This window comes from Amycolatopsis cynarae (assembly GCF_026802195.1).
In the GTDB taxonomy this organism is placed as follows: domain Bacteria; phylum Actinomycetota; class Actinomycetes; order Mycobacteriales; family Pseudonocardiaceae; genus Amycolatopsis_E; species Amycolatopsis_E rhizosphaerae.
The window spans coordinates 419,043-440,018 of sequence record NZ_CP113836.1; the positions used below are offsets into that span (position 1 = coordinate 419,043).

26 protein-coding genes and 1 tRNA gene are annotated in these 20,976 nt (G+C 67.8%); 11 read left to right on the forward strand and 16 right to left on the reverse strand.

Features of this window, described 5'->3' with window-relative positions; genetic code table 11:
* The 6 genes from ORV05_RS36405 (at position 1) to ORV05_RS01985 (ending at position 5,977) form a co-directional block, all read left to right on the forward strand.
* Positions 1–588 carry an FtsB family cell division protein gene (locus ORV05_RS36405; RefSeq protein ID WP_407652669.1) on the forward strand — a complete coding sequence of 196 codons (588 nt, stop codon included), beginning with the start codon at positions 1–3 and terminating at the stop codon, positions 586–588.
* A 76-nt stretch (positions 589–664) separates the two neighbouring features.
* Positions 665–1,171, forward strand: a complete 507-nt coding sequence (locus tag ORV05_RS01965; protein ID WP_144587694.1) for a DUF501 domain-containing protein — start codon at positions 665–667, stop codon at positions 1,169–1,171.
* A gap of 103 nt (positions 1,172–1,274) precedes the next feature.
* Complete coding sequence (locus ORV05_RS01970; RefSeq protein ID WP_268756739.1) at positions 1,275–2,480, forward strand: lytic transglycosylase domain-containing protein; 1,206 nt, start codon at positions 1,275–1,277, stop codon at positions 2,478–2,480.
* A gap of 9 nt (positions 2,481–2,489) precedes the next feature.
* Complete coding sequence (locus ORV05_RS01975) at positions 2,490–3,455, forward strand: Ppx/GppA phosphatase family protein (protein WP_268756740.1); 966 nt, start codon at positions 2,490–2,492, stop codon at positions 3,453–3,455.
* A 200-nt stretch (positions 3,456–3,655) separates the two neighbouring features.
* The gene (locus ORV05_RS01980; protein ID WP_268756741.1) at positions 3,656–5,386 is read left to right on the forward strand and encodes a S8 family serine peptidase; all 1,731 of its coding nucleotides are present in this window, start codon (positions 3,656–3,658) and stop codon (positions 5,384–5,386) included.
* A 123-nt stretch (positions 5,387–5,509) separates the two neighbouring features.
* On the forward strand, positions 5,510–5,977 hold the full coding sequence (locus tag ORV05_RS01985; RefSeq protein WP_268756742.1) for a hypothetical protein: 468 nt from the start codon (positions 5,510–5,512) through the stop codon (positions 5,975–5,977).
* A gap of 51 nt (positions 5,978–6,028) precedes the next feature.
* Here the strand turns inward: ORV05_RS01985 and ORV05_RS01990 are convergent, their stop codons facing one another.
* Positions 6,029–7,513, reverse strand: a complete 1,485-nt coding sequence (locus tag ORV05_RS01990; protein WP_268756743.1) for a S10 family peptidase — start codon at positions 7,511–7,513, stop codon at positions 6,029–6,031.
* A 44-nt stretch (positions 7,514–7,557) separates the two neighbouring features.
* Here ORV05_RS01990 and ORV05_RS01995 point away from each other — a divergent pair, with 44 nt between their 5' ends.
* The 3 genes from ORV05_RS01995 to ORV05_RS02005 all read left to right on the forward strand — a co-directional run bounded on the left by ORV05_RS01995 (position 7,558) and on the right by ORV05_RS02005 (position 9,770).
* Positions 7,558–8,256 (forward strand): uracil-DNA glycosylase, encoded by a 699-nt coding sequence (locus tag ORV05_RS01995; protein WP_268756744.1) that lies wholly within the window; start codon positions 7,558–7,560, stop codon positions 8,254–8,256.
* A gap of 85 nt (positions 8,257–8,341) precedes the next feature.
* Positions 8,342–9,667, forward strand: coding sequence for an NAD(P)/FAD-dependent oxidoreductase (locus tag ORV05_RS02000; RefSeq protein ID WP_268756745.1), 1,326 nt, complete (start codon positions 8,342–8,344; stop codon positions 9,665–9,667).
* 29 nt (positions 9,668–9,696) lie between these two features.
* Positions 9,697–9,770: transfer RNA gene (locus tag ORV05_RS02005), tRNA-Leu, on the forward strand.
* A gap of 79 nt (positions 9,771–9,849) precedes the next feature.
* Here the strand turns inward: ORV05_RS02005 and ORV05_RS02010 are convergent.
* The 15 genes from ORV05_RS02010 to ORV05_RS02080 form a co-directional block, all read right to left on the reverse strand.
* Complete coding sequence (locus tag ORV05_RS02010; protein WP_268756746.1) at positions 9,850–11,007, reverse strand: site-specific integrase; 1,158 nt, start codon at positions 11,005–11,007, stop codon at positions 9,850–9,852.
* Positions 11,007–11,183 (reverse strand): helix-turn-helix transcriptional regulator, encoded by a 177-nt coding sequence (locus ORV05_RS02015; protein ID WP_268756747.1) that lies wholly within the window; start codon positions 11,181–11,183, stop codon positions 11,007–11,009. The genes ORV05_RS02010 and ORV05_RS02015 overlap by 1 nt, the downstream gene beginning before the upstream one ends.
* Positions 11,180–12,526: a replication initiator gene (locus ORV05_RS02020; protein ID WP_268756748.1), complete on the reverse strand. Its 1,347-nt coding sequence runs from the start codon at positions 12,524–12,526 to the stop codon at positions 11,180–11,182. The genes ORV05_RS02015 and ORV05_RS02020 overlap by 4 nt, the downstream gene beginning before the upstream one ends.
* Before the next feature lie 106 nt (positions 12,527–12,632).
* Complete coding sequence (locus tag ORV05_RS02025; protein ID WP_268756749.1) at positions 12,633–13,526, reverse strand: hypothetical protein; 894 nt, start codon at positions 13,524–13,526, stop codon at positions 12,633–12,635.
* Positions 13,527–13,588: 62 nt separating this feature from the next.
* Positions 13,589–13,912 carry a hypothetical protein gene (locus tag ORV05_RS02030; protein WP_268756750.1) on the reverse strand — a complete coding sequence of 108 codons (324 nt, stop codon included), beginning with the start codon at positions 13,910–13,912 and terminating at the stop codon, positions 13,589–13,591.
* Complete coding sequence (locus ORV05_RS02035) at positions 13,909–14,151, reverse strand: hypothetical protein (RefSeq protein WP_268756751.1); 243 nt, start codon at positions 14,149–14,151, stop codon at positions 13,909–13,911. The genes ORV05_RS02030 and ORV05_RS02035 overlap by 4 nt, the downstream gene beginning before the upstream one ends.
* Positions 14,148–14,573: a hypothetical protein gene (locus ORV05_RS02040; RefSeq protein ID WP_268756752.1), complete on the reverse strand. Its 426-nt coding sequence runs from the start codon at positions 14,571–14,573 to the stop codon at positions 14,148–14,150. Before ORV05_RS02040 ends, ORV05_RS02035 begins: the two co-directional genes overlap by 4 nt.
* A gap of 34 nt (positions 14,574–14,607) precedes the next feature.
* Positions 14,608–16,023, reverse strand: a complete 1,416-nt coding sequence (locus tag ORV05_RS02045) for a type IV secretory system conjugative DNA transfer family protein (protein ID WP_268756753.1) — start codon at positions 16,021–16,023, stop codon at positions 14,608–14,610.
* Between the two features lie 125 nt (positions 16,024–16,148).
* Positions 16,149–16,364 (reverse strand): hypothetical protein, encoded by a 216-nt coding sequence (locus ORV05_RS02050; RefSeq protein ID WP_268756754.1) that lies wholly within the window; start codon positions 16,362–16,364, stop codon positions 16,149–16,151.
* A gap of 49 nt (positions 16,365–16,413) precedes the next feature.
* The gene (locus ORV05_RS02055) at positions 16,414–16,683 is read right to left on the reverse strand and encodes a hypothetical protein (protein WP_268756755.1); all 270 of its coding nucleotides are present in this window, start codon (positions 16,681–16,683) and stop codon (positions 16,414–16,416) included.
* Between the two features lie 12 nt (positions 16,684–16,695).
* The gene (locus tag ORV05_RS02060; RefSeq protein WP_268756756.1) at positions 16,696–17,076 is read right to left on the reverse strand and encodes a hypothetical protein; all 381 of its coding nucleotides are present in this window, start codon (positions 17,074–17,076) and stop codon (positions 16,696–16,698) included.
* A 448-nt stretch (positions 17,077–17,524) separates the two neighbouring features.
* On the reverse strand, positions 17,525–17,767 hold the full coding sequence (locus ORV05_RS02065; protein ID WP_268756757.1) for a hypothetical protein: 243 nt from the start codon (positions 17,765–17,767) through the stop codon (positions 17,525–17,527).
* Entirely contained in the window at positions 17,757–17,987 is a 231-nt protein-coding gene (locus ORV05_RS02070; RefSeq protein ID WP_268756758.1) for a hypothetical protein, read from the reverse strand. The genes ORV05_RS02065 and ORV05_RS02070 overlap by 11 nt, the downstream gene beginning before the upstream one ends.
* A gap of 45 nt (positions 17,988–18,032) precedes the next feature.
* Positions 18,033–18,251, reverse strand: coding sequence for a hypothetical protein (locus tag ORV05_RS02075; protein ID WP_268756759.1), 219 nt, complete (start codon positions 18,249–18,251; stop codon positions 18,033–18,035).
* A 215-nt stretch (positions 18,252–18,466) separates the two neighbouring features.
* Positions 18,467–18,799, reverse strand: a complete 333-nt coding sequence (locus ORV05_RS02080) for a hypothetical protein (RefSeq protein WP_268756760.1) — start codon at positions 18,797–18,799, stop codon at positions 18,467–18,469.
* Between the two features lie 138 nt (positions 18,800–18,937).
* On the opposite strand from ORV05_RS02080, the gene ORV05_RS02085 reads away from it, so the two are divergent.
* Both ORV05_RS02085 and ORV05_RS02090 read left to right on the forward strand, forming a co-directional pair.
* On the forward strand, positions 18,938–19,705 hold the full coding sequence (locus ORV05_RS02085) for a GntR family transcriptional regulator (protein WP_268756761.1): 768 nt from the start codon (positions 18,938–18,940) through the stop codon (positions 19,703–19,705).
* A gap of 130 nt (positions 19,706–19,835) precedes the next feature.
* Positions 19,836–20,222, forward strand: coding sequence for an SCO5389 family protein (locus ORV05_RS02090; protein ID WP_268756762.1), 387 nt, complete (start codon positions 19,836–19,838; stop codon positions 20,220–20,222).
* Positions 20,223–20,976 lie beyond the last annotated feature (754 nt).

Here is a 20,976-nt window from a genome sequence, read left to right on the forward strand (position 1 = left end):
ATGGACCGGCGGGCGAGGGAGCGCAGCAGCAGACGGGGCCGCCGCACTGAAGGCCGGGCGGGCGGCCTGCCCGCCCGGCGTGCGGAGAGCGCCGCCAGACCCACCGAGGGTTCGCCCGCCGGCCGCCCCCGGCGGGTGCGGCGGGAGTCGTCGCCGCGGTCGCGGTGGCGCCGCGGGCTGAACGCGCGGCGCGCGGCGGCGGCCGGTGCCACGCGCGTGCTCGCCATGTCCACCACACGGCGCGCGGCGGTACTCGCGATCGTGGTGTGCGCACTGGCGTTCACCCTCGCGGTGCCGCTGCGCACCTACCTCAGCCAGCGGTCGGAGATCTCCGAGCAGGAGCAGCGCCGTGACGAGCTGCGCGCCGACGTTGCTCGGCTGCAGGAGCGCCAGGCCGCGCTGAACGATCCGGCGCAGGTGGAGACCGAGGCCCGGCGCAGGCTGCGCTACGTCATGCCCGGTGAAACCCCGTACCTCGTGCAACTGCCCGAGGACAATCCGCAGGCGCCGCAACCACAGCCCCAGCAACAGTCCGGCGTCGGCGGGATGGCCTGGTACCAGCAACTCTGGGCCACCCTCGGGCGTTAGAGCCTGTTTCGAGGTGGTTCGCGTGGCGGTGCGGGGCGCGGGCGGGCCGTGGCGGTGCGGTTGCGACAATGGGCCGGTGAACGAGACGGAACTGCCCTTGCTGGAGCCGGTGACCGAGGCCGATCGCGCGATCATCGCCGAGCAGCTCGGCCGCCCCCCGCGCGCGCTGCGCGCGATCGCGGCGCGGTGCCCCAGCGGCCATCCGTCGGTGGTGCAGACGAACCCGCGGCTGGAGAACGGCACCCCGTTCCCCACCCTGTACTACCTCACCTGCCCGAGGCTGGCTTCCCTGGTCGGACGGCTCGAAGCCTCCGGGATCATGAAGGAGATGACCGAGCGCCTCGCGGTCGACGAGGAACTCGCCGCGGCCTACCAGCGGGCCCACGAGTCGTACCTCGCTCAACGCGACGCCATCGAGCCGCTGGGCACCCAGGTCACCGCGGGCGGCATGCCGGGGCGCGTCAAATGCCTGCACGTCCACCTGGCGCACACGCTCGCGTGCGGCCCGGGGGTGAACCCGTTCGGGGACGAGACGCTCGAACTGCTGCGTCCGGACTGGCCCTCGGGCGACTGCGCAAAGTAACGATCATCCCCCTTCCGCGGATAACCCAGTCGGTTACCGGGGCTTAACAACTTCTCCGTGAAGATCGGCCCCGGCGGGTTCAGCCGAGGGGAGGAGCCGGGCGGTGCGGTTCACGCGCATTCGGATCACGCGTCGCAAGGCCCGCAGAATCGCCCTCCACCACAAGACCTTCATCGCCGCGCTCGGCGGCGCGCTCGCGGTGCTGCCCGCCACGGTGACCAGCGGCCACGCCGCGCAGTGGGCCAGGACGCCGAGCACCGAGCACACCCGGGACACCGCACTCGTCCAGGGATTCGACCCGAAACTGGTCCAGATCAGTGTCGACGGCAGCCTGCCGAGGCCCGCGGTGCAGGTCGAACCGCTGCCGCCGGAGCAACTGCCCAGCGGTCCGCTCGGCATCCCCGGGTCCGCGCTGAAGGCCTACCGCAACGCCGCCGGTCTCGTGGCCGCTGAGGAACCCGCCTGCCATATCGACTGGGCGCTGATCGCGAGCATCGGCCGCATCGAGTCCAACCACGCGCGCGGCGGTTACGTCGACGCCGAGGGCAACACGCGGGAACCCATCCTCGGCCCCGAACTCAACGGGGTCGGCCCGGTCGCGGCGATCCCGGACACCGACGGCGGGCGCTGGGACCACGACACGGTGTGGGACCGCGCCGTCGGGCCCACCCAGTTCATCCCGTCCACCTGGCTGTTCTGGGGTGTGGACGGCAACGGCGACGGGGTGGCCGACCCGAACAACATCTACGACGCCACCTTCGCCACCGGCCGGTACCTCTGCTCGGGTGGACTGGACCTGGCCGATCCCGGCTGGCTGCGGTCGGCGATCTACCGGTACAACAACTCCGACGTCTATGTGGACACGGTGATCCGCTGGGCCGCGGCCTACCGCGACGGGGTCATGACGCTGGCCGACAGCGCGGTGCCGCTCGGGGCGCCCGGCGCGGTCCTGGCCGCCGAACCCGGCGCACCCTCGGTCACCACCACCTCGCCACCGCAGCCTCCCACCACCACGCCCGCCACCACGACGACGCGGGGGAGCACACCGCCGAGCCACCCGACGGGCAGCAGCACCACGACGACCACTCCGACGTGCCCGAGCCCCAGCACGAGCGGCACCGCACCCACCACCACCACGACCAACCCGACCACGACCACCACGCCGCCCTCGCCGACTCCGCCGGTCACGGGCACCACCACTCCGCCGAGCCAGGACCCGTGCGCACCGCCGACGAGCACCACCGGGTCCAGCACCACCGGGTCCAGCACCGCCGGGTCTAGCACCGCGTCGGTCACGGCCACCTCGTAGGGTGGTCCCATGCCTCGTGTTGCCGCGATCGACTGTGGAACGAACTCCATCCGCCTTCTCGTCGCCGAGTTGACGCACCGCCACGACGGCACCGTCGACCTGCGCGACCTGCATCGGGAGATGCGGGTGGTGCGGCTCGGCCAGGGGGTGGACGCCACCGGGCGCCTGGCGCCGGAGGCACTGGAGCGCACCCGCAAGGCGCTCGCCGACTACACGATCGCCGCACGCCGCAAGGGAGTCGAGCGGGTGCGGATGGTGGCGACCTCGGCGACCCGGGACGCGAGCAACCGCGACGAGTTCTTCGCGATGACGCGCGAGGTCCTCGGCGTGGAGGCGGAGGTGATCAGCGGGGACGAGGAGGCCCGGCTGTCCTTCACCGGCGCCGTCGGCGAACAGGATCCCGACGACGGGCCGTTCCTCGTGGTGGACGTGGGCGGCGGCTCCACCGAACTGGTGCTCGGCGACTGGGACGGGCAACGGGCCTCGGTGACCTCCGCGAAGTCGGTGGACATCGGCTGCGTGCGGATCACCGAGCGGGCGCTGAAGTCCGACCCGCCGACCGGTGAGGAGATCGCCGCGGCCCGCGCGTTCGCCACCGAGGTGCTCGACCGGGCCTTCGAGGTGGTGGACGTGGCGAAGGCGAAGACGTGGATCGGGGTGGCGGGCACTGTCACCACACTGTCCGCGGTGGCCCAGGAACTGCCCGCCTACGATTCGGAGCGCACGCACCTGTCCCGACTGTCCTTTTCGGACATCGCGAGGATGTCGGACGAACTGCTGGCGGCCGATCACGCCACTCGCGCGGCCAATCCGGTGATCCACCCCGGCAGGGTGGACGTCATCGGCGGGGGCGCGCTGATCGTGCGAGTGCTCGCGGAGCAGTTGGCCGAGCGCGGCGGCCCGGCCGATCTGGTGGTCAGCGAACACGACATCCTGGACGGGATCGCGCTGTCCCTGGCCGCCCCGTCGGCCTGATCGCGGTGCCCTCAAGGTGACCTTGAGGGCGTTTACGACCCTGAAGACCACCTTCAGGGCACCCCGTCCGGCCGGGAGGGTGGGGCTCGCCGTCGTACCGTCGCGTCCGGAATGTGACCACTGACTTTAGTAGGGTTTTTGTTCCGATTCGCCGGAAGCTTGGATAGGTTCTGCTCACCCTTTGGTGAGGAGGATTTTCCTTGAGACGTACGAGGTTGCTCATCGCCGCGCTCGCCGTGCCGCTGATCGGCGGCATCGCGGGCGTCGCCGCGCCCACTGCCGCGGCGCAACCGCAGCTTTCCGGTGCCGCCACGGAATTCACCGTGCTGACGGCGGGCGGGCAGAGCGTCGCCGCCGCCGAACAGGCGATCCGGGACGCGGGCGGCACCGTCCTGCACAGCAACACCGCGGTCGGCCTGATCACCGCCAGTGCCCCCGCTTCCGGTTTCGTGGAGCGGATTTCGGCCAGCCGCGCGGTTTACGGTGCGGCCAGGGCGACGTCGATCGGCCGTGCCCCGCAGGACAGGGCAACCGCCAAGCCGGACGCGGTGGAAAAGGAACAGCGGCTTTCGGGCGGCAGGGAGAGCGCCGTCAGGAAACCGGTCCAGACCGGTATGGACCCGCTCGACGGCGAACTGTGGGGACTGAAGTCGGTCCGTTCCGACCTCGCGCGCACGGTGCAGCCCGGCGACAAGCGGGTCAAGGTCGGCATCATCGACACCGGCGTCGACGGTTCGCACCCCGACATCGCGCCGAACTTCGACGCGGCCGACTCGCGCAACTTCACCAGGGACATCCCCACCGACGAGACCGGCGCCGTGGTCGACGGCCCCTGCGAATTCCGCGGTTGCGTCGACCCCGCCGACCACGACGACAACGGGCACGGTACGCACGTCGCGGGCACCATCGCCGCCGCCGCCAACGGTTTCGGCATCTCCGGCGTCGCGCCGAACGTGACACTGGTCAACGTCCGTGCCGGGCAGGACTCCGGCTTCTTCTTCCTCCAGCCCGTCGTCGACGCCATCACCTACGCCGGCGACGCGGGCCTCGACGTGGTCAACATGTCGTTCTACGTCGATCCCTGGCTCTACAACTGCGCGAACAACGCGGCCGACACGGCCGAGCAGAAGATCGAGCAGCGCACCATCATCGAGGCGATCGACCGGGCGCTGAACTACGCCTACCGCAAGGGCGTGACCTCGGTGGTGGCGCTGGGCAACCAGCACACCGATCTCGGCGCGCCGCAGCCCGACACCAGCAGCCCCGACTACCCGGCGGGCTCCACCCACAACCGGACGATCGACAACGCGAGCTGTCTGTCGCTGCCCGTCGAAGGCCCGCACACCATCGGTGTTTCCTCGTTCGGTCCCTCCGGCGCCAAGGCCGACTACTCGAACTACGGCACCGAGCAGATCTCGGTGTCCGCGCCCGGCGGTTTCTTCCGTGACGGTTTCGGCACCGACTGGTACCGCACCAACCAGAACATGATCCTCTCCGCCTACCCCCGCAATGTCGGGGTGGCCGAAGGGACCATCGACCAGGACGGGAACCTCACGGCCGACGGGATCGCGCTCGGCGTGCAGAAGGCGGTGGCCCCGGACGGGCGCGTCGGGTACTACCAGTACCTGCAGGGCACCTCGATGGCCACGCCGCACGCCACCGGGGTCGCCGCGCTGATCGTTTCCCAGTACGGCAGGCCGTCGCGGGGCGGATTCGGCATGAGCCCCGACGCCGTGCAGCGGGTGCTCGAAGGGACCGCGGCGCACATCGCGTGCCCGGTGCCGAACACCGTCGACTACCTCGACGAGGGCCGGGACGCCTCGTTCACCGCGACCTGTGTGGGCACGCCGGAGTTCAACGGCTTCTACGGCCACGGCGCCGTCGACGCCTACGCCGCCGTCACCCACGGCGCCGGCTACCTCCGCGGCTGACCCTCCGCCCTCGCGGCGCTGCCGTGAGGGGACCCCTCACAGTCGTATCGGCTGTGAGGGGACCCCTCACGGCCGGTTTTCCGGCCATGCAACCGGATCCCGCCCGCCTTCCGTCCCCACGGCATGCGCTTTCTGGCCCTGCTCGCCCTGGCGACGGCGACCGCGTGTGGAACTCAGGCGGGTTCCGGTGAATCCCACGGCTGCACCGCGATCGCGACCCGGGTGGGCGTCGGAGTCGAGGTGGCTCCGGCCGTCGCGACGGGAACCACCTCGCTGACCCTCACCGCCTGCTGGAACGGGACGTGCCGCGACTACCCCGTGCCGCTCGAACCGGCGACCATGGCGGCGGACGCGACCTGCACCGGGCCGGATCCGTCCGACGCCTGCCTGGCCCAGCCGCGGGAAACCGGGGGGAAGCACGGCTTCGCCGAGATCCCGGACCTGCCCGCCGCTCCGGTCGAGGTGACCGTGGCCGGGACCCGGCTCACGGTGACCCCCGTGCTGTCCTACCCGAACGGCCCCGGCTGCGGCCCCGGCGGCCCCCAGACGAGCGTCGTGGTCGACTCCACCGGCGTGCACGAACTCCGCTGACCCACCGGCAGCTGGCCGTGAGGGAGCCCCTCACGGCCAACTCCGGAGGCCCTACCGGTTGCTGCTGGCGGTGATGAAGGCGGCGAGGTCCTTGGACTGCTGGATCCGCGACGGCTCGTGCACGTACATCATGTGCCCGCCCGGGTAGTACGCGGATTCGATGTTCTCGCGCAGTTCCTCCGGGATCACCAGGTGCGCCAGCACGTGCTCGGCCGCGTAGTACGGGGTCGCGCCGTCGTAGTAGCCCATCGCGACGTGCAGCTTCAGGTGCGGGTTCGCCCGCATCGCCGAGCTGAGCGATTCCACCGCCGACACCGACCGGCCTTCGAAGTCGGAATACGACCACGCCTGGTTGACGTCCACGGACAGGATCTCGTAGGGCAGGTCGCTTTCGTAGCCCAGATCCGCCCGCACGTAGTGGTTGAATCCGGCCGAGTACGCGCCCATCAGCCGCGAGATCGACGCGTCGTCGCTCATGTGCTCGCGTCCGCCGTCCGGCTCCCAGGTGGTGAACCGCCCGTCCATGCGGCCGGTGGTCAGCCCCCGGTCGCGCAGCAGTTCCGTGAAGAACCGGACGTGTTCGATCCGCAGGTTCACCTTGTCCACATAGGACTCGTCAAGTCCGGTGAGTGAGGCCAGCGTCCGTACCGCGGTGGTCCGCTCCTCTGTGGACAGCCGGGCGCCCCGTTCCAGCGCGAACGGCAGCTCCCGCGCGGCGAATTCCTCCGCGTCGGCGAGCACGTCGTCGAGCGGGCGATCACCGTGCAGCCCGTGGTAGTGCGCGATCGCCGCGTACGTCGGCACGAACAGGGGGTATGGCTTGTCGTTTCCCTCCGTGAAACGGATCGCCCCCATGTCCAGCACGGAGGAGATCAGCATCAGGCCGTTGAGGTACATGCCGTGCCGCTCCTGCAGATACGCGGCCAGCCCGGCGGCCCGCAGCGTGCCGTACGACTCGCCCGCGAGGTACTTGGGGGACATCCAGCGGCCGTTGCGTGAGGTCCACAGGCGGATGACCTCGCCGACGGATTCGATATCGGCGGTGAAGCCGTGGTGGTCCTTGGGCTGTTCGCCGGTCACGGCGCGGGAGTAGCCGGTGGCCACCGGGTCGATGAACACCAGATCGCTGTGCGTCAGCAGGGTTTCGGGGTTGTCCACCAGCCGGTACGGCGGCGGTTCGGGCGAGTCGACGTCCCCGGTCACCACGCGCCGCGGCCCCAGCAGGCCCATGTGCAGCCAGACGCTGGCCGCACCCGGGCCGCCGTTGAAGGCGAAGGTCACCGGGCGGCTGCCGGGTTCGGCGTCGTCGAGGGTGTAGGCGGTGAGGAACACCTCGGCCTTGGCGACGTGTCCGTCGAACTTGCCGTCGGTGTGCACTTCCTTGCGCAGCACGATCCGCCCCGTCTGCGCCGTGTAGGCGAGCTTGCGCCGTTTGACGGTGAGCGTGTGCCGGGTGGTGACCAGATCGTCGGTCGGGGCCGCGGGCTTGGTTTCGCCCTGCGGTTCACTGGTCTCGTCAGTTGTGGTGTCGGCCATGGCGGAAACCTATCCAGTCCGCACGGCGGGCCTAGCCTGGGCTGGTGACAACGAACACGCTCGCGGAACTGGACGCCGCCGTCTCCTGCTGCCGTCGCTGTCCCCGGCTCGTCCAGTGGCGCGAACAGGTGGCCGCCACGAAGCGGGCCGCCTTCGCGGACGAAACCTATTGGGGACGCCCGGTACCGGGTTTCGGCCCGCCTGGGGCCTCGCTGGCGATCGTGGGACTGGCCCCGGCCGCGCACGGCGGCAACCGGACCGGCCGCATGTTCACCGGCGACCGCTCCGGTGACGTGCTTTTTCAAGCGCTGTACGACGTCGGGCTCGCATCGCAGCCTCGATCCACGCACCCGGGCGACGGACTCGAACTCCGCGGGACCCGGATCACCGCGCCCGTGCACTGCGCGCCACCCGCGAACAAGCCGACACCGGCCGAACGTGACGAATGTCGCCCCTGGCTGGTGCGTGAGTTCGAACTCCTCCGCCCGACGCTGAAGGCCGTCGTGGTGCTCGGCGCGTTCGGCTGGCAGGCGTTGCTACCCGTGATCGCGCGAGTACGCCCGCTGCCGAAACCGCTGCCCAGGTTCGGTCACGGCACGCGAGTGCCCCTGCCGGGGGAGCCTCCGCTGACCTTGTTCGGGTGCTACCACGTGTCGCAGCAGAACACCTTCACCGGCCGGTTGACCCCCGCCATGTTGCGGGATGTACTGGCCTTGGCGGCCCGGGAAGCCGGGTTGATCTGAATCGTTTTGCCCTGCTACGGCGACCCCCGTCACAGCTGGTCGGGGTGCGCGAGCGATGGGCCGGGGAGAGTGGGAAGATACAGCCATGGCCGCAACGAAGTCGGAACCGACCCGGATCTTGATTCTGGGCGGTGGTTACGTCGGGCTCTACACCGCGTTGGGACTGCAGAAGAAGCTCCGCGCCAACGAGGCGTCCGTCACCATCGTGGACCCCCAGCCCCACATGACGTACCAGCCGTTCCTCCCGGAGGCGGCGGCCGGCGCCATCGAACCGCGGCACGTGGTCGTGCCGTTGCGGCGGGTCCTCAAGCGGTGCCATGTGCTCACCGCGCGCGTCAACAAGATCGAGCACGACCGCAAGTCCGTCACGGTCGAAGCCGCCGACGGGCACATCGAGCAGCTGAACTACGACGTGCTCGTGGTCGCGCTGGGTGCGGTCCCGCGGCTGCTGCCGATCCCCGGCCTGGCCGAGCAGGGCATCGGCATCAAGACCATCGGTGAGGCGATCTACCTCCGCAACCACGTGCTGACCAAGCTCGACGAGGCGGCCAGCACCCTCGACCCGGAGCTGCGCAAGCGGCTGCTCACCTTCACGGTCGTCGGCGGCGGTTTCGCCGGTATCGAGGCGCTCGCCGAACTCGAGGACATGACCCGCTTCGCCACGCGCTACTACGAGAACATCGAGCCCTCGGACATCCGCTGGGTGCTCGTGGAAGCCGCGGGCCGGATCCTGCCGGAGGTGCGCGAGACCCTCGGCGTGTGGACCGTCGAGCAGCTCGAAAAGCGCGGCATCGAGGTGTTCCTGTCCACCGCGGCGAAGTCGTTCGAGAACGGGCACGTGGTGCTCTCCGACGGCACCGAGTTCGACAGCGACACCATCATCTGGACCGCCGGGGTGAAGGCCAACCCGGTGCTGGCCAACTCGGACCTGCCGATCGACAAGCGCGGCCGCGTCGAGGCGACCGCCGCCCTGCAGGTCGTCGGGCACCCCGAAGTGTGGACCGCCGGTGACAACGCCGCCGTCCCGGACCTGTCGCGCACCGAGCAGGACCCGACCGCCACCTGCCCGCCGAACGCCCAGCACGCCGTGCGCCAGGCGCGTCACCTCGCCGGCAACATCATCCACGTGCTGCGCGGCGGCCAGCCGAAGGACTACTACCACAAGAACCTGGGTGCGGTGGCCGGGCTCGGCCTGCACAAGGGTGTCGCGGACGCGCTGAACCTGAAGATCAAGGGCTTCCCCGCGTGGCTGTTCCACCGCGGCTACCACCTCAAGGCGATGCCGACCTTCAACCGCAAGGTGCACATCCTGCTCGACTGGATGCTCGGCGGCCTGTTCCGCCGCGAGGTCGTGTCCCTCGGGCAGATCAACAACCCGAAGGAAGAGTTCGCCCGGGCCTCCAGGTCCTGAGCACAGGGGCACCGCAGTACTCTTGCGGTGCCCCCGTAGCCCAACCGGCAGAGGCAGTCGACTTAAAATCGATTCAGTGCGGGTTCGAATCCCGTCGGGGGCACTGAACCGCAGGTCAGAGCGACCAAGTGGGGATGATCATGATCACCTACCCCACTTTTACCCCACTTTTCCGCTGACCCTCACAAGATGTCTTCGAGTGCCGCGGCGTTGTCGGGTGACACGGTACCCCGACCCATGTACACGTCCTGCGTCATCGAGGGCTTGGCGTGCCCAAGCTGATCAGCGATCTCACGGGCGCTGCGCTTGGCTTCATCGAGCACCGTCCCAGCCGTCTTCCGGAAGACGTGCGAGGTCACCCAGGCGAAGCCATCGCTGCCCCGAGCCTCCCGCAGCGCCCGCCGAGTGTTGGATGGGTCTCGTAGTCCACCGAGGCTGTCGGGGAACACAGGGTTTGCCCCTGCGCGGTGTTCAGCCGTCGCGACGGCGAGACGTTCTCGAAGCATGTTCACCGCCCATGACGGCAGGAGCAGTGTCCGAATGCCGGACTCGGTCTTCGGAGGTTTCCGCTTGAGGCCAGCGCCTTTGATCCGAACGACGGTGTACTTGATAGCGACGGCCCCGGCGTCGAGGTCGACATCCTCCCAGTAAAGCGCCAGGGCTTCACCGATTCGGACGCCAGTGGCGAGCATGAACCGAGTGAGGTCCGGAAGGTCCTTCGCGACGGCCTTGGGGTCCTGTTCGAGCTGGGCAAGCCACTCGCGACGTTCGGTCGACGTCAGCGCCCGTGGCTTTCGGCGAGTGCGGCCCTCGATCGGTTCAATATCCCTGATGGGATTGTTGGTGATCGCACCATGTCGAGCCGCGTATCGGAGGATGCCGCCCACGACGGCGCGGGCTGTTCGAGCATGTGCAGGACTGCTCTTGGCTTGGAGCGCTGGGAAGAACTTGTCCAGCCGCGGGACGGTCACTTCGGACAAGCGAAGCTCGCCGAGTGCTGGCGTCACGTGGTTGCGCAACATGCTTCGGTAGTTGTCCAGGGTTCCAGCACTCCGCTCGCCTGCTGCGACCCGTCGTTCCTGCCAAGCAATCCAAAGGTCTGCGACCTCACGGAAGCGGCTTCGTGCGGTGATATCGCCCCCGGACGGCGTTTGGATCTCCTGGTTAATGGCGAGCTTGAGTTCTCGCTCAGCCTTCGCCTTGGTGTTGCCAGTCCGGGTTAGATCACGGATGACACCGTCGAAGCCTCGAAACCGTGCCTTGGCTTGGTAGCCACGTGCGGTCTTGACGTACCTGATCTTCCCGTATGTGCCGGGCGGCATGGGCTTCCTGCCGGGCATCAGACCGTCCCTTGTTGTTCGATCCAGGCGTCTACGTCCTCAGCCCGGTAGCGCACGTACTTACCGATCCGGCGGCCCTGGGGGCCGTAGCCCTTGGTGCGCCATTGATAGAGCGTGCCTTTCGGAACTCCGAGGTAGTCGGCAACGTCCTCGACGGACAGGAGCTTGCGGGTCATGGTGTGTCCTCCTTCTTGTTGGTGGTGCGGTTGTCGCGTTTACGCTGGTAAATGGCTTCGGCGAGTTCGCGTTCGGCGTCGTCGGCATGGCCGTTGCCGGTGTGGTTCCAATGGTTGATCACGACCACCGAGCCGGGTTCGACGCCAAGGGCCTGGAGTGCGGCGTGATGCTGCCAGGCGCGGCGGTCTCCGCGGAGTTGGGTGAAGGTGACGCTGTAGCGCTGGCTTTTGGTGAGGAAGTGGCCGCGGAAGCCGAGCATGTGAGCCCAGCGGCGGAGGTGGGTGAGGTCTTCGTTGCCGCCGAGGTCCCATGCCGTCGCGATCATGCGCTTGTGGTGGGGGTGGACGGTCAGGTGGTCGATGTCGCGTTCGGACCGGATCGGCCGGTCGGGGGTTTCGCTGGTGGAGGTGCCTTTGGTGGCGTATTTGGCGATGTAGCCAGCCAGGGCTTGATCGGTGATGTGGCCGTGGTTGTCCTCGACATCGCCAGGGTTGGCGATCACGCGGAGGTCGATCTGGTTTCCCCAGGTGAAGGTGTGGTTTTCTTCGCGGCCGTTGATGAGGAAGGTCTTGCTGACGGTGGCGGTGGTTGCGGCGGCTCGTGTGGCGTGTTCGAGGAGTTCGGTGTCTGCCCAGTCAGGGGCGGGGTCGTCGGGTCCGGTCGGGCCGTCGAGCCGGATCACGGCGTGGAAGTGGACCAGGCCGCGTTTCTGGTACTCGGCAACTTTGGCGTAGGACACGCGGGCGTGCTGGGGAAAGTCCTTGGCTCGAATCCCGGCGGCGGTGGCGAGTTCCCGGCGAAGCTGGATGGTGAAGCGGTGCCATAGTTCGCTGGCGTGGCCCTGCCACAGCACGGCACCGCGGTAGTCGTAGGTGTCGGGGTCGATGGCGGTGCCGAGGCGGGCGTCATCGGGGTGGTGGAACTCCCCGCAGGGGCAGGGGCGGGGCTTGCCGGTGCGCGTGACGGGCCGGGTGTGGACTGCGCCGAAGGACGGCGCGGTCAGGGTGAGGAATAGGCGGGGCTTGTCGGTCACGGTGGCGGGCACGGTTTTGCCGCCGGAGACGCCGCAGCGGATGAGGTGGAAGGCATCGCTGGCGTAGCGGTCGGAGCAGGCCGGGCAGACGGACTCCCTGCGGTTGCCGCAGGGGGCGTAGATGACGCCGTGGTACCGGTCCAGGATGGTGCCGGTGCCGGGGTCGATCAGGGTGCGGGAACCGGTGAGGTGGACGGGTTTGAGGCATCCCCCGGTGGCTTCGACGCGAGCGCGCCAGCGCTTGTAGCCGGGGGCGGTGAGGCGGGCGTGGATGCGGTCCGCGAGGTTGTGCGCTGCGGATGCGTTCATGGGGCCTCCTGGTCGTGCGGTTGTGCGGAAGACGGCACGGGGCGGGCTCGCGCGCTGGAGATGCGGGAGCCCGCCCCGTGGTCGATGTGCGGAGGGTCTGCGCGGGTTAGGCGCTGACCGGGTGGTGGTTGACGGTGGTGTTCAGTTCTGCCACCAGGGTGGTGACCATCGCCTCCGGCAGGGCTACGGCCGCGGTGAGGTCGTCAGCAGTGACGGCGCGACCGGCGGCGTGGGCAGCCTCGGTGACGCGGGTGATCGTGGTGCGTACACCGGCCGGAAGTTTGGCCATTGTGGACGCCTTGGGCTGCGTGGGAACTGGTTCCGGGGCCGGAGATGGCGTCGGCGCGGGTCGTGGTGCCGGGGTCTCTGCCTGAACCTCCGGTGCCGGTGCCGGTGCCGGTGCCGGTACGGGTACCGGTGCGGGTGCGGGTTTTGAGGTGGCTGCTTGTTCGCGGGCGGTGGTGCAGTGTTGCTGGATCACCGGCATGACTTCGGCGAGGAGGAACACCACGATGGGGATGGTGAGGTGGAAGAAGACCATGCCTTTGGACACTGTGCCGCGGGAGGGGGCGAGCCCGGCCCACACATTGGCGACCAGGGTGGCCGCGAGCAGGACGCGCTTGAGGTAGCGGACGGGTTTCTCAGTGACCTTGATGCCGTGGGCGAGCATGGTGGATTCCCAGCGGAGCAGGGTGACGAGAATCCCGGCGAGGGCGGGTTCGGTCAGCCAGGCCCCCCACCAGAGCGGATCGGTGGGGGCGAGGTGTCCGGCCAGGAAGTCATGGACGCCGGTAGTGGTGAATCCGAGGCCGAGGGCGAGGAAGAACCACAGGGTGCGGGTGATCGAGATGCGGAAGCGGTCCGCGGTGACCGCACCGAGCAGGGGGTCTGTGGCCAGCCTGTGCACGTCCCGGGCCTCGTCCAGCCGCCGGGACAGGACACGGACCCTGCGCGACGCCGTGGCGCGGTTGGTGTCCTTTGGGGACCGTTTGCTGAACACAGGAACCTCCTTTCTGGACGGACACGCGCGGTTGGTGGCCGTCATCCCGGGTGGGTGTTGATCTACCGAGGGTTGGGGTTGGTGAGGTGGTAGCGGGCGTGGGAGGCCAGGGTCACGGCCAGTTCGAGGGCGAACGCGGGGGGCATCGCGAGGTCCCACACCGCGACCGGTTTCGCGGGAACCCCCTTGGCGCTGTCGGGGCGGGCGGTGTGGGTGACCTGCAGGACCACTTCGTCGGCGGTGAGGTGGACGGCGGTGTTGCCCACCCCGATCCCGCAGAACCGGACCTGATCCAGCGAGCGCACGGGGTAGGCCCGCAGGTCTTCTTCGAGGAGTGCGGCGGCGGCGTTCCAGATCTCCGCGTCGATACCGGCGGGGCGGGTCACCACAGCCTCCTTCGGCGGTCATCGCTGGTGATGCTGGCGACCTCGTGGCGGTAGCCGGCGCCGTGGGCGCGCCACTCGTGCCACAGACCGAGGGTGACGATCACCCACAGGGTGCCGGTGATCGCGACGGCGAGGGCGAAGGGCCAAAAGCCGGTGATCACCGCGTACTCGATGACCAGGGCGATACCGGCCAGGGTGGTCAGCTTGATCCAGGACCACAGAAAACGCAGGGTGATCATGCCGCCACCTCCGTGGTCTGCTCGCGCAGGGCGATCGCCAGCCGGTACAGCTCGTCGGGGGTGACCGATTCGCGCTCCCCCTGCGGGAGCCGCACGAGACGCTTCACCAGCCGAAACGGGATGCTGCTGTAGGTGTTCACGGTGACCCCGAACGGGCCGCGGCCAACAAGGCTGATGTACAGGTGCCCGTCCTCGGTGTGCCACCAGGTGCCGGTGAGGCCGGTGAGGCTGTGCGTCCAGACCAGCAGACCCGCCAGCCTGTGGACCGGGTCGGGGGTCCAGCCGGGCTGGAGATCGATCGTCCGGGTGGGCGAGATGAGCGTGACCGAGGACGGGGTCGGGGCCGGGGTGATACGGATCAGGCGCTGTGCCGCCGTGGCGAGGGCTGAGATGGTGGCCACGGGGGCGAGTTCGGTGGACATAGCGTGTCGGGTCCTTTCTGGATGGTCGGGTGGGTCAGGCGGCGAAGGGGACGACGACGCCCCCGGTGCCGTTGTCGGGGGTGCAGGTGGCGACGAGTTCGGCGATGTCGTCGTCGGTGACGTGGCCTGCGCGGACCCGGATGGGGACTCGGCTTTTCTCCGCGACGCGGTAGCCGATGCCGGCGTAGTCCTCGGTCACCGGGATCTCATCGGCCAGCGCACCGCGCAGGCGGGCGTTGTCGCCGAGGACCATGTCCACGTAGGAGGCGGAGGTGGTGCGCAGGCAGATCCGCACGGTGAACAGGTCCCGGACCGGGACGATGTCCTTGGTGGGTTCCTGCAGGTAGGCCACCACGGAGTAGCCGGCGGCCCGGCCCTGGGTCATGATCTCCGCCAGGAGCCGGTTGACCTGCACGGTCAGGCTCCGGCCACCGAGGGCGGTGAGCATGGCCAGCTCGTCGATCATGAGCACGTCCAGCGGGGTGTCCCGGGAGATGGTGACCTTGCGCTTGCTCTCGCGGCGCAGCTCTTCCTGCCGCTGCTTCATGGCGTCGCGGAACGCCGCGATCAGTTCGAGCATCGGGTTGCGGATCTCGTCGCCGTCCTCGTCGTACTCGACGTCGGCGGAGGTGGCGTAGCGGTAGAACAGGGGCCGTCCCTGTTCGGTTTCCATGCCGCCCTTGGGGTCGATCGCCCAGATCCGGACCAGGCCCTCACGGATCATCGGGCCCATCGCGCGCAGCGGGTTCCACAGCAGCCCGCCCTTGCCGGACCCGGTTGCACCGGAGATCAGCCAGTGCGTGCCGAGCAGCGGTTCGGTCCAGGGGCGGCCGTGTTCGGTGTCGCCCAGTTCGATCGCGGTGAGGTCCACCTCGTCGGGCTCGTCGGGGATCTCCACTGCGGGCACGATGTCGGCGAAGGGGTTGCCGTAAACGGCGGTGATAGTGATGAGGCGGGCCTTGGTGCGCTCGATCGCGAGCACTTCGGCCCCGAGGGCCGTGGCGAGGGCCTCTTGCTGTTCCTGCCAGGTGCGCACCGACTGGCCGCGGACCATCTTCACCTTGATCACGTCGATCGACGGGGTGGGCGAAAAGACCCGCACGACGCGGGGGGTCAGCCACGCCCCGGTGCGACGGTCCTGCACGGTCAGGTCGCAGGCATCGAGGTTTCGGCGCCAGGCGTAGCCGTGGTAGCGGGTCCAGCGGCGGCGCACCGAGCGCAGGCGGGGTGCGGCGTGGTGGTGGAAGCTGTCGGGGTCGATGCGGCGCCAGGCGACCCCGGCGGCGAGGATGCCGGCGGCGATCCCCCCGGTCGTGGTCGGGCCCAGTTCGGCGACGCTCGTCGCGATGGTGGTGGGGGTGGCCAGGAAACCGGGGTGGCGGGCAAGCCAGCACGCGGCCCGTACCTCAGCGCCCCGGCGCTTCCCGCTGGGACGGCGGTTGCTGCTCATGACGTGTGCCTTTCGAAGTCGCTGTTTCAGGGGGTATGGGAAGGGCCGTGACCCCCGGCGGCGAACGTCGAGAGGGTCACGGCCCAGCTAGCTGGCGATATGCGGTTGTCACGAAGGGAGCGGGGTCAGGGGGTCTTGGTCTTGCCCTTCCCCTGCTTGTTCGTGAACGCGGGCCGCGCGCACTCCAGGAGCACCGCGGCGCCGGCCACCGAACGCGCCAGCCGGTCGTGTTCCTTCTTGAACCCGGCGAAGCGGATCGGGATGCCGCGCATCGACTCCCGCAACAGGCGCATGGCCTTGTCCACGTCGGAAAGCCGGGTGTCCAACTGATAGCTACTCACTGCTGTCCTTCCTGCTCACAGGAGGTGGGATGGGGATCGTCGGCGGGGGTCAGACGCGCCAGGTGCGGGAGATGAGTTCGGCCTTGTACTGCACGGCCGCGGTGCGCAGTGCGTCCAGATCCGCCGACGCCTTGCGCAGGGCCGTCACGATCTCGTGCTTGCCCGGCATCTGCCAGCCCTCGAACCGCCCGCCGTTTGTGTCGGGCATCTTCTTGCTGTACTGGGTCAGCTCGTCCAGCGCCATCCGCGCGGTGGCGATGGCGTTTTCGAAGTCGTGGTACTTCTTCTTCGCCTGCTCGTTGATCATCTGCGACGGCATCAGCCGCCTCCTTTACTTGTTCTTCGGCAACGGCGCCAGGTTGCGCCACAGCCGGGCCTTTTCACGGGTCTTTTTCGGGACCAGGACCGAATTGCCGAGCCCCTCGTAGCCGCCGCAGTTGTAGGTGTGCGTCCCTCCTTTCGTCAGCCATTTCGCGTCCAGCAGTTGATGCACCACCTCGGCCTCGTGCCCGGAGGCGGGCGTGATCTCGGAACGACCAACCTTGTGGAACACCCGTTCCGCGACACCCACCAGGACGTAACCCTCTTTCTCGGCAACCCCGAGCACCCTTTCCACCGAGTCCATGTCATTCACCGGCCGCCGGCCAATCGACCGAGAGTTGGCCACCGCGGTGGCGAGCGGATTACCGAACAAATCCGGCTGTGCAGTCATCTGCCTCACTCCCAGTGCTCGCCACAGTGGTAACAGCGCCCGCAGGGAAGAATCTGCCGACGAGCGCCGTCGCTGGACTCGTAACAGTCACCGACGATGTGATGCCCCCGGCGGGCCTCAACGAGTTCGTCGTAATTTCCCGGGCACCCGCCGGATTTCGCTCCCTCGCATAAGGGCGGGTAGAAGTTCTGCTCGTAGGGGTCGGCATCGACCTGCATGTCACACTCGACGCAATGGACACCGTTACCGGTGCCGATCAAGCCGTGACTTCCGTACATTGATCGCTCCCTCCGGTCAGATGGGCCACTGCGCGGCACACACCCGGCAGGTCACGATCCGGGCCGGGGAAATCCACGTGTCGCCGTGGCCGTTCGGGCAGGTCATCGCAGCCCCCTGTGTGGTCCATACGGGTCGAACGTGCCCAGGCCGTCCCGGGCTGTAGCGGTGTTCACCATGTTGTTTTCAACTCTCTCGCGTGCGTCCGGATCACCTGCATATCGACGTGGAAATCCCCCATGCGGTCCAGCAGATCCCGGGATTTCACGACAAACCAGCCGCCGGCCGAATTCACCAGCGGTGACGCATCCGCCAGGACCATTTCCGCTTTCCGGACCAGCTTCAACGCCTCGGTATAGGCGTCCACCAGATCAGCGCGGACACGCCTGGTTACCACATTCGTTTCACTGGCCATCGTCCGGGTTCACCTGCCCCAGCCTCGTGCGCACTGAGCCGATTCGTGCGATGACCTCGTTCAGCCGGTCGATCACGTCGGACGAAAGCCGGGTGAACTCCTCCCCGGCGGCGGAAATCATGACCGAGGTGTCTTCCAGGTCGGCAGCGACCCGGTTCAGCACCTCGTATGCCTGGTCGTACGATTCGGCGATTTCATTCAGACTTCGACGACTGATCACCCGAATCCTCCCCGTCATGCTCGATGTCGATCCACAGGTCGCGCATTACTCGTCGGCCTTCCATGTCTCCTCGATCTGCTTTGCGGACCACAACTCACCTGCGGTGCTGGCCAGCATCCGTGCGGCGTGACGGACCCGGGACAAAGCCACCTCGTGACCGGACTCGCGATATGCCGCCGCAAGCCAGTTCAGCCGCGCAGCGAAGGCCGCCAGGTCGTCACACGCGACCGACAATTCCACGTGCAAGTACTTCTGATCGCTCACAACAACACCTCATTTCCTGTTTGTGGTAGAACCCCAAGACCTCCGGAAAACACGGCCGGAGATCAAGGCGCGCCACCACAAAAGCGCGAAAACACGGCGTTTTTGGGCATAGCTAGGCTCACTCTGTAATTCTCAATGAACAGAAAGCGCCCTTGCCCGACTCGAAAACGGGCCGCCAGCCGAAACTGGGAAGGGCTCCCGGACACTCGGTCCGATCAGGCGGCGGGCTTGAGGCCCATTGCGGCGAACGCCATCCCGGACACGGTCTCGCCCCGGTCGTTGCGGAACGAGTAGGGCGACACGCGGGCGTCGATCAGTTCGACCAACTGCCCCTCCTCGAACCCCTCGCCCGGGTCAGTCTCCAAGGTCACCCGGATTTCCTCACCCTTCGCGCCGTCCGACTTCACGAACAGCGACACGACATAGCGGGTCACGCCGTCCACGGTCACGATCTCCTCGCGGCCGTCCTTGTCCTTACGGGTCTTCATCGTCGGGGCCTCCGCGATCCGAAGCCGGTAGCCACCGAGGTTGACGGGGATGTTGCGCATCTGGCGTGCTCCTCCTGTTAGGCTTGGTATGCCAACCTCAACTTGGTATGCCATGTTGAGTTGGTATGCCAACTCTAACCGCAGATGACGGCAAGCGCAAGCACTTGGCATGCCAAGTTTTGAAGAAAGTTGTTGATCATGGAAGACCGCAGCTCAGAGCACATGTACGAGCGCATCGCCGCAGCTCTTCGAGACCAGATCCTTGCTCGCACGCTTGCGCCAGGGGCCAAGCTGCCAACGCAGGAAGAGCTTGTCGAGACCTTCGGGGCGTCCCGGATCGTTGTACGCCGGGCGCTCGATCTCCTCGAATCCGAAGGGCTAATCGACCGGGTGCAGGGAGGCCGTGCGACTGTCCGTCTGTATGACCCGCTTATCCGGCGGGCGTCGCTTCACTACCGCTCGGACCCGGGGGCGCCCTTTGCGGAGGAAGCGCTAGCAACGGAGCGCGTGCCGCGGTACAGCCACGAGACGAAGCCGGAACGCGCGGGGCTCGAAGTTGCTCACCGGTTGAAGATCGCGGTTGGTGACGAGGTGATGCGGACCGACTACGTGTCTTATGCGAACGACGAGCCAATGATGACGGTCAGCTCATATGAGCCGCTGGCGATCACACGTGGTACGCCGATCGAGAAGCCCGAAGAGGGACCTCATATGGCGGCCGGCATTGTCGATCGATTCACCGCCATTGGCATGCGTCCGACTGCCGTCGTTGAAAGGCTGCATGCTCGGATGCCGCGCCCGTCCGAGGCTGATGTCCTCGACTTGCGGCCAGGCATCCCTGTGGTTGTGATCGTGCGGACGAGCTATCACGGCGACACGCCGATCGAGACTGCGGACATCTTGCTCGCGGCGAACCAGTACAAGCTGGAGTACGTCACCAAGGTTGACCCTCTTCCCGTCGATTAGCCGACCTCTCGCGGGCACGCTCTGTGACATCGCCGAACCTTGCATCCTCCTGTCGGGCGACATGTCTACCGCTGGCAGCCTGGATGTGACATGAATGGACATGGCAATCATGTTCAATTTGAGGAGGAGCATGTCTCTCAAGGTTCCGGCAGATCTCCAGGCCAAGGCCGAAGCTGGCGACGTGACCGACGCAGACTTCATCCAGTGCATCCAGGACTCGCTGCCCTACGCCTGGTCGGTCGTGACCTCAGTGGCCGACAGTCTCAAGGCCAACGGGGGCCCGTTCGCAGACAACCAGGAGGAGCCGCCAACCGAAGAGGCGCGCGGGCAGCTTCTCCGTCTCGTTGGCAGTGACGCGATGCGTGGCGCGGTTGAGCGACACTTTGGCGTCCGACTGGCCTTCCAGAACTGCCACCGTCTTGCGCTCTTCAGCCCGGATGCCGCCGAGCAATACGCAATTTTCACTTCACCCCGGGCCCAGCTCCTCAACCAGAAGCCCGAGCTTGTGAACTGCTGACCGGTCAGATCCGGAGCACGTGTTCAGAGTTTCCTTACTTGTTCAAGGCGGCCCCTGCGGGGCCGCTGATCCGGCCCTCTGTCTGTCGAACCGCCAGGCGCGGGCGTGCGGCTGGCGCCGGTCCCGCGCGGCGGTTCGACACAGGCCGGGCGACCCCGCAGCCGCCGCAAAAGGAAGAAAGAACATGCCCTCGCCGGGCGGGCGCTCCGAGCAGGGGGAGGCCATGAGTCGCCAACGGATCGTGCTGCGTTGGGCCCGTTGCGCTGCGTAGGAGGGTCCGTTGCCTCGTGGTTCCCCTACCCGTCCCCTGCATAGGGAGACACAGGATCAAGGCCCCGTCCAGGGTGAAATGTACGCGTCGCGCCCTGGACGGGGCCTTGATCCTGTGTCACGCAGCGCAGGTGACGGGCAGGGGAACCACGAGGGAGGCCCCTCTGGTGTGGTCACCTTTAAAGATCAACTCATGCGCGTTATTGCAGGACAGTTCGCAAGACGCTCCACCTACGGCACGTGGGGCGGAGCAGCCCCTTCACGCTCCCGAGGGCTCTCAGACCAGGACCGATGCAGGACATGAACCCAAGAAGTCTCGGCGAGTCGCCGCTTGGCTTCTTCGTGCTCACAGGCAAGTGGCGCCCCCAGTTCAATGCACCACTGGATCGTCTGCTCGAGCGTAATGCGCGGTGTCTGGAAGTGAAGACTAAGTTGAGGTCGCAGATGGATGTGAGGCTCGCGAAACGAGCTGTTCCCATCAGGG

Excerpts from the sequence above, each read along its gene's own strand:
- ORV05_RS01990 (WP_268756743.1), bottom strand. The coding sequence starts at position 7,513 with ATGGCCGACACCACAACTGACGAGACCAGTGAACCGCAGGGCGAAACC.
- ORV05_RS02080 (WP_268756760.1), bottom strand. The coding sequence starts at position 18,799 with ATGCGCAACATCCCCGTCAACCTCGGTGGCTACCGGCTTCGGATCGCG.
- ORV05_RS02020 (WP_268756748.1), bottom strand. The coding sequence starts at position 12,526 with ATGAACGCATCCGCAGCGCACAACCTCGCGGACCGCATCCACGCCCGC.
- ORV05_RS02015 (WP_268756747.1), bottom strand. The coding sequence starts at position 11,183 with ATGACCCGCAAGCTCCTGTCCGTCGAGGACGTTGCCGACTACCTCGGA.
- ORV05_RS02045 (WP_268756753.1), bottom strand. The coding sequence starts at position 16,023 with ATGAGCAGCAACCGCCGTCCCAGCGGGAAGCGCCGGGGCGCTGAGGTA.
- ORV05_RS02000 (WP_268756745.1), top strand. The coding sequence starts at position 8,342 with ATGGCCGCAACGAAGTCGGAACCGACCCGGATCTTGATTCTGGGCGGT.
- ORV05_RS02090 (WP_268756762.1), top strand. The coding sequence starts at position 19,836 with ATGTCTCTCAAGGTTCCGGCAGATCTCCAGGCCAAGGCCGAAGCTGGC.
- ORV05_RS02060 (WP_268756756.1), bottom strand. The coding sequence starts at position 17,076 with ATGACTGCACAGCCGGATTTGTTCGGTAATCCGCTCGCCACCGCGGTG.
- ORV05_RS02010 (WP_268756746.1), bottom strand. The coding sequence starts at position 11,007 with ATGCCCGGCAGGAAGCCCATGCCGCCCGGCACATACGGGAAGATCAGG.
- ORV05_RS01975 (WP_268756740.1), top strand. The coding sequence starts at position 2,490 with ATGCCTCGTGTTGCCGCGATCGACTGTGGAACGAACTCCATCCGCCTT.
- ORV05_RS02065 (WP_268756757.1), bottom strand. The coding sequence starts at position 17,767 with ATGGCCAGTGAAACGAATGTGGTAACCAGGCGTGTCCGCGCTGATCTG.
- ORV05_RS01985 (WP_268756742.1), top strand. The coding sequence starts at position 5,510 with ATGCGCTTTCTGGCCCTGCTCGCCCTGGCGACGGCGACCGCGTGTGGA.
- ORV05_RS36405 (WP_407652669.1), top strand. The coding sequence starts at position 1 with ATGGACCGGCGGGCGAGGGAGCGCAGCAGCAGACGGGGCCGCCGCACT.
- ORV05_RS02055 (WP_268756755.1), bottom strand. The coding sequence starts at position 16,683 with ATGCCGTCGCAGATGATCAACGAGCAGGCGAAGAAGAAGTACCACGAC.
- ORV05_RS02035 (WP_268756751.1), bottom strand. The coding sequence starts at position 14,151 with ATGATCACCCTGCGTTTTCTGTGGTCCTGGATCAAGCTGACCACCCTG.
- ORV05_RS02040 (WP_268756752.1), bottom strand. The coding sequence starts at position 14,573 with ATGTCCACCGAACTCGCCCCCGTGGCCACCATCTCAGCCCTCGCCACG.
- ORV05_RS02085 (WP_268756761.1), top strand. The coding sequence starts at position 18,938 with ATGGAAGACCGCAGCTCAGAGCACATGTACGAGCGCATCGCCGCAGCT.